The sequence below is a fragment of the Pengzhenrongella frigida genome, from assembly GCF_004168625.1.
In the GTDB taxonomy this organism is placed as follows: domain Bacteria; phylum Actinomycetota; class Actinomycetes; order Actinomycetales; family Cellulomonadaceae; genus Pengzhenrongella; species Pengzhenrongella frigida.
Window position 1 is genome coordinate 18,956 of sequence record NZ_SDWW01000052.1, and the last position, 8,197, is coordinate 27,152.

Annotated in this window: 3 protein-coding genes; all 3 read left to right on the plus strand. The window is 76.6% G+C overall.

Translation table 11 applies throughout. The features are described 5' to 3' along the window. Positions 1–26: 26 nt before the first annotated feature. Positions 27–2,243 (plus strand): DUF6603 domain-containing protein, encoded by a 2,217-nt coding sequence (locus tag EUA98_RS19870; RefSeq protein ID WP_165372873.1) that lies wholly within the window; start codon positions 27–29, stop codon positions 2,241–2,243. Next, positions 2,243–4,762, plus strand: a complete 2,520-nt coding sequence (locus EUA98_RS16925; protein WP_165372874.1) for a hypothetical protein — start codon at positions 2,243–2,245, stop codon at positions 4,760–4,762. Before EUA98_RS19870 ends, EUA98_RS16925 begins: the two co-directional genes overlap by 1 nt. 49 nt (positions 4,763–4,811) lie before the next feature. After that, positions 4,812–8,197, plus strand: a 3,386-nt coding sequence (locus tag EUA98_RS16930; RefSeq protein WP_130103874.1) for a hypothetical protein, incomplete at its 3' end; no start/stop codon positions are given.

The window sequence follows — 8,197 nt, forward strand, 5'->3', positions numbered from 1 at the left end:
CTTCCCGACGGCGCTAGGGGCCCCACATGGCCGGTCCGGTCCGTACCTACGCCGACGCGGTGGCGGCGGCGCTCGGCGGGCCCGGCGACCCGGACCTCGCGCAGCTGCAGGTCGCTGCCGACGGCCTGGATGCGGCCCTCGCCGCGCCGGCCACCCTCGACCAGGCTGTCGCCGCGTGGCGCACCGCCACCGAGGCGCTGCGCGATCGGCTCGTGGCGTTCCTGCTCGGGCAGGTGCCGGTCCCCGGCCTACCGGAGCTCGGCTCCGGGCAGGGGTGGAGCGGTCCCGAGGGCGTGCGGCTCGACGTCGCCTTCGGCCCGCTCGGCGTGCACGTCGCCTCCCCCGCCCTGCGCGTGCCCGACCCCCGCGCCGCGGGCGCCCCGCAGATCGTCATCGGACCACTCCCCCCGAACACCCTGAGCGCCCACCTCGACGCGGGCCCCGTGGCCGGCGACGGCTCCCTCCAGGTGCTGCCCGACGGCGTCAACGGTGCGCTGGCGCTGCACCTGGGCGCGATCGAGGTCGCCGCGCTGGCCAGCCTGCGCCGGGTCGGCGACCAGCCGTCGTTCGCGGCGGTGTTCGCGGCCGGGTTCACCCCCGGGATCCAGCTGGGCTTCGGCTTCCAGCTGGCCCGGATCGGCGGCGTGGTCGGCATCAACCGGTCCGTCGACGTGCCGGCGCTCGCCGCGAAGCTCCGCGACGGGAGCGCCGGCGAGGCCCTGTTCCCGCTGGATGCCGGCGACAGCGCGCGCCGGGCGCTGGGCGCGCTCGAGACGATCCTCGTCCCGCGGGTCGGCACGTCCGTCGCCGGCCCGACCCTGCGACTGTCCTGGCTGGAGATCGCCGGCCAGGGCTTCTGCTCCCTCGACCTCGCGGTGCTGATCGAGCTGCCCGGACCACAACGGATCGTCATCGTCGGCGTCGCCCGCGCCGGGATCCCGGTCCTCAAGCTGCGGGTCGACGTCGTCGGCGTCATCGACTTCGCCCAGCGGCTGCTGTCCGTCGACGCCAGCCTGGTTGACAGCGGGCTGCTGGACATCTTCACCATCTACGGCGACCTGGCGTTCCGGCAGAGCTGGGGGCCGCAGTCGTACACCGTGCTGTCGGTCGGCGGCTTCTACCCGGGGTTCCGGCCCGAGCCGGCGAACATCCCGGCGCTGCGGCGGCTCGGCTTCCACCTGGACCTGCCGGTGCCCGGCATCGACGTGCGGGCCGAGGGGTACCTCGCGGTCACCTCGAACACCGTGCAGCTCGGCGGGTACTTCGAGGCGGGGATCGACGCCGCCGGATGCGGCGCGCACGGGTTCCTCGGGGTGGACGCCATCGTGCAGTTCACGCCGTTCCACGTGCACGCCGAGGTCACGGCCGGGTTCGAGGTCGAGGTCTTCGGCCTCACGTTCGGCGGCATCCGGCTGGACGGCACCCTCGACGGACCCGGGCCGGTCACCATCTCCGGCCGGCTCACCGTCGAGACGTTCCTGCACGACTTCCACTTCCACGAGACGTTCACCTTCGGCTCCAGCTCCAGCCCCCCGGCCGTGCCGCCCACCCGCGCCGCCGACGTCCTGGCGAACGAGGAGGTGCGCCCCGAGGCGCTGACCGCCGTCGGCGGCCCCGACCGCGAGGTGGTCCTCGCGCCGCTGCCGGTACCGGCCGGGCTCGCCCTCGTCCAGCCGCGGGGCGGCGTGCAGTGGCTGCAGCTGCGGGTCCCGCTGACCATCCCGATCGACCGGCTCGACGGCGCCCCGCTCGGCGGCACCCAGCGGGTCACGGCCACCGTGCCGCAGCAGACGTCCGAGCCGACCGACCTGTTCGCCCCCGGCTCGTTCATCACCCTCAGCCAGGCCGAAGCGCTCAACCGACCGGCGTTCGAGCAGCTTCCCGCCGGCGTCGTGTCCGCCGGTGGCCCCGACCTGACCGGGACGTCACGGCCACAGTCGACACGTGCGCAGGTGTTCCGCAAGGTCCGTGGCGAGGTGTGGCTCCCGCTCGGGCTCGGCGGCGTCGCCCTGGACCTGCCGGGCGTGCTGCTCGCGATGCTGGCCGCCCGGGATGCCAGCCCGGCCCTCGCCACCACGGCTGCGCTGGTCACCGTCGCCGCCGAGACCTACGCGACGTCCGACGGCACGTCCTACGCCAGCGCGACCGGGGCCTTCCAGGCGGCCCGGGTCAGCGCCGACCCGGCCCGGTTCGCGGTCGGTGCGGCCGACCTCGACGCGGCTGTCGTCCTGGTGGGGGTGTGATGAACAACTTCGTCGCCTGGCAACGGCCCGCGGTCTACGCCCTGACCACCCAGCCCCCGGCCACCGCCCGCCTCGCCGCAACGCTGCCGATCACCCTGCACGACGGCGGCCCGGACGTGTCCGCCGCGGCGGCGTTCCTGCTCGCCGGCCCGGGCGACGTCGCCGCCCTGGCGGCGGGGCAGATCATCGGGCGCCGGCCGCACCCGGGGACGGTCGACGCCGAGGCCACGATGATGGCGCACGTCGAGCTCGCCGCGCCCGACCTGCCGTGGCGGTACTCGCCGCAGCCGCACGCCGGCGGGCCGGTCGCGGTCCGCCCGTGGCTGATCCTCGTGGTGGGCACCCCCACCGAGGTCACCCCGCTCGCGGACGGCCGCGTCCAGCTCTCCGGCGGCGCGCTGTTCGGGGCGCACCCGCTCGCGGCGGCGCACCGGTGGGCGCACGTGCACACGGTCGCCGGCCGGACGTTCTCCCGGATCATCTGCCCGCGGCCGCTGTCCACCGGCCAGGAGTACGTCGCGGCACTCGTGCCCGGCTGGCGGGCCGAGCTGGCAGCTGATCGCGACACGCTCGCCGACTCGTGGACGGCCGGCTCGGCGAGCGTGACCCTGCCGTGCTTCGATCGGTGGACGTTCCGCACCACCGCGGACCCGGGCGACTTCGCCGCCGTCGCGCGGCGGCTCGAACCGCTCACGCCGGCCGACCAGCAGCTGCTGGCCGAACGGCAGTTCGGCCGCGCGCAGGTCGCGGTCGGGCCCGTCCCGGGTACGACCCTCGCGACCGGGGCGGCCCTGACCGTGGTCCCGGAGCCGGGCGACCCACCGGTGACCGACCCCCTCCCGCCGGAGGTCGCCGACACGATCGCGGGGCTGACCAGCGAGGTCGCCGTCGGGCAGCGATGGGTGCTGACCCTGCCGCGGTACGACGTGCCCTGGCACCCCGGACCGGTGGACGGCGCGGACTGGCAGTGGCCCCCGCCCGGGGACGACGTCGTGCCCGACGGCTGGCGACGGCAGCTGCGGGCCGACCCCCGCCACCGCGGCGCGGCCGGGCTCGGCGCGTGGATCGCGATCGCCTGGCAGGACACCATCGCCGACGGCGCAGCGCGGCAGGCGGCGGCTGTCGCGGCGGCGGCGCAGCGGATCCGGCACCTGACCCTCGGCCTGCGCGCGGGCGCGACCCTGTGGAACCGGCGGGTCCCGACCGATCCGGTGGCCCGGCTCGCCACCCTGTCGCCGCTGCTGGGCCGGATGCCGGTCGACGTCGGCGGCAGCGCCCTGGGCGCCGTCGCGGGCCGCACCCCGGCGATGGCGCCGGCGCTGTTCAGCAGCGCGGCGCGGCGCATGCTCCGTCGGCGCGGTTCGCTGGCGCGCGCGGCGGCGCCCGGCGCGACATCCCTGCCCGGGCTCATCTCGGCGGCGAACACCTGCCCCGCACCGCAGAAGGTGCCCGACGGCCAGGTCCGGATCGCCGAGGCCGCCGCCGACCCCGACGAGGCCGAACGGCTCGGGCGGGACCTGCGCGAGCGGGCCTTCGAGATCCTCGTCGACCTGCCCGGGAGCCGGGACCAGGTCGAACGGCTCGCGGTGTCGCTGGAGCGGGACCCGACCGTCGTCGTCGACCTCGTCGGCGCGGTCCGGGAGCGTCGGCCGGACGTGCCCTGCGCGCCGCTGCCGGACCTGCCGGGGTTCGCGAGCTCGGTCGCCGCCGGGGTCGACCCCACCGGGCCACGGCCGGTCGCCGTCGACCGGGTGCTGGGCACGATCACCGGGCTGCGCGCGCCGCTGCTCGCCGAGCCCGACGTCGCCCCGGAGATCGACCTGCCGCTGTGGAAGTTCCTCTCGGACAACGCTCCCGACTGGCTCCTGCCCGGGTCCGGGGACATCCCCGCGGACCGCGTGCTCGCGGTCCAGACCAACCCGCCGTTCGTCGACGCGGTGCTGCTCGGCGCGAACGTCCAGACCCTCGGCGAGCTGCGGTGGCGCAACCTGCCGATCACCACCCGCTGGACGCCGCTGCGCCGGTTCTGGCAGCGCATCTCCGTCGCCGCCGACGACGTCGCCACCGACATCCGGCCGGTCGTCTCGCTCGCGACCGACGCCACGATCTGGCCGGACGCCTCCGAGCTGGGCGACCTGACCCACCTGGCCGACCCGACCCACGGCGCGAACCTCGTCGTCGTGCTCCACACCGAGCTGTTCCGGCGCTACCCGGCCACGCTGGTCTACCTGGTGGCGAACCCCGGCGGCGCCGCGACCTGGGGACCGGTTCCGGAGGTCGACAACCCGGCCCTGCACCGCGACTACCCCTCGTTCAGCGGCACGCTCACCCCGGACCTGGTGTTCTTCGGGTTCGGGGTCCCGCCGTCGGCCGGCGCGGACCACTGGCTGGTGCTCGAGGAGCCGCCGCCGGGCTACCGGTTCCGGTTCACGCCCGGCGACGCGTCCGCCGAGGGCGCGAGCTTCGCGGAGCGCACCTTCGCCGAACCGGTCCGGGTCTTCCTGGGGAACCTGCTGTGACCGGGGCTCGCACTGTGATCCGGAATCGCACTGTGACCGGGAGCCGGCGATGACCGTCCGCCGCGACGAGCGGCAGACCGTCCGCGACGCCCGGACCGCCGGCCTCGCCCGGGCGGCCGCGGTCGCCGCGGAGCTGGCCGACCTGCCCGGCTGGCTGCTGGTCGGCGACCCGGACCGGCTGACCGATCCCGAGCTGCGCGCGCAGGCGCAGCGCGGCGCCGACCTGCGCGCGGAGCTGGACGAGATCCATCGCGGCGTGGCGGCGCTCGACGCCGAGCTGGACGCCCTCGACGGGGACCGCACGCGCGACATCTTCCTGTTCCTGGAGTGGTGCCGATGGCTCGAGAGCCTGGCCGACCCCCAGGACGTGCTGGACCAGCTGACGCCTGACCCTCGGCGCCTGTTCCGCGGAACACCGCCGCGGATGGCCCTGGCAACGGCCCGGCGCATGCTCGACGTGATCGTCGCCAACGGCGGGCTCGTCGGTGACGGGCAGAGGTTCGTCGACGCGGCGAAGCTCGCGGACGACGACGTCTTCGACCTCAACCAGACCGCCCGCGTGCGCCTGGACCCGCTCGCCGACGGCCACCTGATCGGCGTGCTGCTGCCGATGCGGCTCGAGACCCGGTACCGCCGCCCCGCGGCACCGGGCGACCCGTGGCGCCTGCGGGTCCGCGTGCACCCCGACCCCGTCGCGCTGGCCAGGCCCCCGCTGCCCGCCTCCCGCCAGGAGGCCGAACGCGTGGCGGAGTGCTGGACGTACGCCGCCGGCGACCTGACGACCGATGCGGGCGCGGCGGCGTTCACCTCCCTCGCGGGCTCGGTGGGCGGCGCACGGGCGGCCTACCTGCTGCGCAGCGTCCCGGTCGCACCGACCGGCACCCGCTTCGCCCCGGCATCGGCGGCCGACGACGACGACCAGGGCGGCCGGGCAGACCCCTACCGCGCCGCGTTGCCGGCCGTCCTGACCCTGTGGGGTGACGCGGGCACCGGGCTGCGCCGGCTCGGCGAGCTCCACCCCGACCTCGTGGCGATCGCCGCCCAGGCCGACCTCGGCACGGCGCTGGCGGACCTGCGCCCGGACCAGCTGCCCGAGCTGTGGTGGACCTCGTACGCCGCGGCGCTGCAGGTCGGGCTGGCGGTCGAGGTCGAGCTGCCGGACGGCCCGCACCTGGACGTGCTGCTCGTGAGCGGGCTGGCCGACCTCGACGCGCGGACCGTGTTCGAGGCGCATGCCGACCTCGGCACGCTGGGTCTGGTCCCCCCGATGACGGCGACCAACACCGTCGCCGGCCAGCCCACCGCCGACGTCGGCCGCGACCCCGCCCGGTGGCTCGCCATCGCCCGGACCGCCGGCAGCGGCACCGCCGGCGGGCTCGCCGGGGTCCTCACGACCCGGCCCCGCCTGGACGGCGTCGGCACCGTCGACCCCGCCCTGCTCGACGTCGTCCCGCACCTGGTCACCGCGCTGTGGCCGGTGCTGTGGCAGCGGTGGCTCAAGGACGTGGAGAACTCGGCCGAGACCTACCAGATGGGCGACTGGGCCGCCCGGCTGCTCGCCCCGCTCGGGACCTGGCCCGCGCTGCGGGTCGGCGACGTGCCCTACGGCGTGCTGCCCGCGGTCGACCTCGCGGCCTGGCGACCCGGACCGCGCGACCCCGTGTGGGAGGAGGGCGTCACCGCGCTGCTCGGCGAGGTCGCACCGGCCTGGTCGAGGGCCGCGCGCGACGGCGGGACCGCGGTGGACGCCGACGCCGCGGCGCTGCTGGACGTGATCGGGCGGGTACCCACCAGTCGCGAGATCGGGTCCCGCGCGCTCCTGCCGCTCGAGGTGGTGGCCCTGCTCGAGGCGATCGTCAACGGGGTCGCCGCGCCGGACACCCTGGCCGCGTGGGAGGCGATGGCGGCGGCCGCCCTCGCCGTCGAGCCCCCGCCGGCGCGCCGCTACCAGGCCTTCGGCTACGTCCAGCCGGCGGTGCGCGGCGGTCAGAACCTGCGCGAGCTCCTCGAGACGTACCTGGACATGCACTGGGAGGAGCTCGCGTTCGCGGGTCGCGAGGAGGAGGACCGGCCGCCCCTGCTCGCCCGGCTGATCCGGCACTCGCTGCTGCTCACACAGGCGGAGGTGTCGCGGCTCGGGGAGGGCTGGGAGAGCTGGACCCACCAGTACCTGCCCCCGCTCGACGACGCGCGGCAGCTGGCCAACGACGCGGCGATGGGTGGCCGGGTGTCCGAGCTGCCGCAGTACGCGCTGGACCGGCTCGACGAGCAGTTCCCGCCGGACCGCAACGCCCTGGCCATCGCGCGCCAGTTCGTCGACGTCCGCGAGGCCGTCCGTGAGCTCGCCGGCCGGGACGCGGACCTGCTCGACGGCGGTCTGCTCGCGCCCGCGGTGGCCGCCGTCGTCGACACCTCCAGCCACCGGATCGATCCGTGGGTGACCGCGGTGGGCACGCGGCGGCTGCGCCGGCTGATCGACCGGGACGTGCCGCGGCGGATCGGCGCGTACGGCTGGGTGGACGACCTCGACCCGGCCGTCGACCCGACGCCGCCGACCGCGGCCGGGTTGCTGCACGCCCCCGGCAACGCGCAGGCCCTGACCGCCGCCGTGCTCCGGGACCACGTGCTGCACGACGAGGACCCGCGCTGGCAGCTGACCGTCCGCTCGGACCTGGCCCGCCTCGCCGCGAGGCTCGGCGGTGACGTCCGGCTCGGGATCCACCTCAGCGAAGCCCTCGGCCGCGAGATCGAGCGGCGGGCGGGCGACCCGGGCGCCGTGCTGGACCTGCGCCGACGGTTCCCGGCCCGCCCGGAGTGGGCCGGGCGCCGCGTGTGTGACGGTCAGCACGTGATCGACGCCGCCCCGGCGACCCTGCCCGCGAGCGTCGGGGACCTCACCGACCTCCGACAGGTCGTGGACACCTACGGCGACCTGCTCGTGGCCGACGCCGTCCACGACGTCGTCTCCGGCCGCGCGGCTGCCGCGGCCGAGTCCCTCGAGGCCGCCGCGGGGCTCGGCGCCCCGCCGGAGCTGCGGGTGCTGCGCACGCAACGGCAGGGGTTCTCGGTCCGCACGACCGTGCTGGTCGCCCTGCCGAGCGGAGCCGCGGACCCGTCTTCCCCCGTGACGGTGGCGGATCCGGCGCTGAGCGCGCTGCTCGTGACCGAGACCGGTCCGGCAACCGGGTGGACGTGGACCCGCGACGCGGCCGCGGTGACCCTGGCCGACCTCGGCCTCGACGTGCCCGACGTCGTCCTGCTCCCGCAGGCCCGCCTCGACGCCCTCGCCGCGGACGCGCTCGACGGACCGGCCGACGGCGGCACGGCCGGCGCCCGCCGGGTCGCGCTCGACCGCCTGTGCTCGCTGCTCGACCTCCAGCGCGGCCTGCCCGACCTGGCCGGCGATCCCGCGACCGGCGAGGCCGAGCTGCGCGA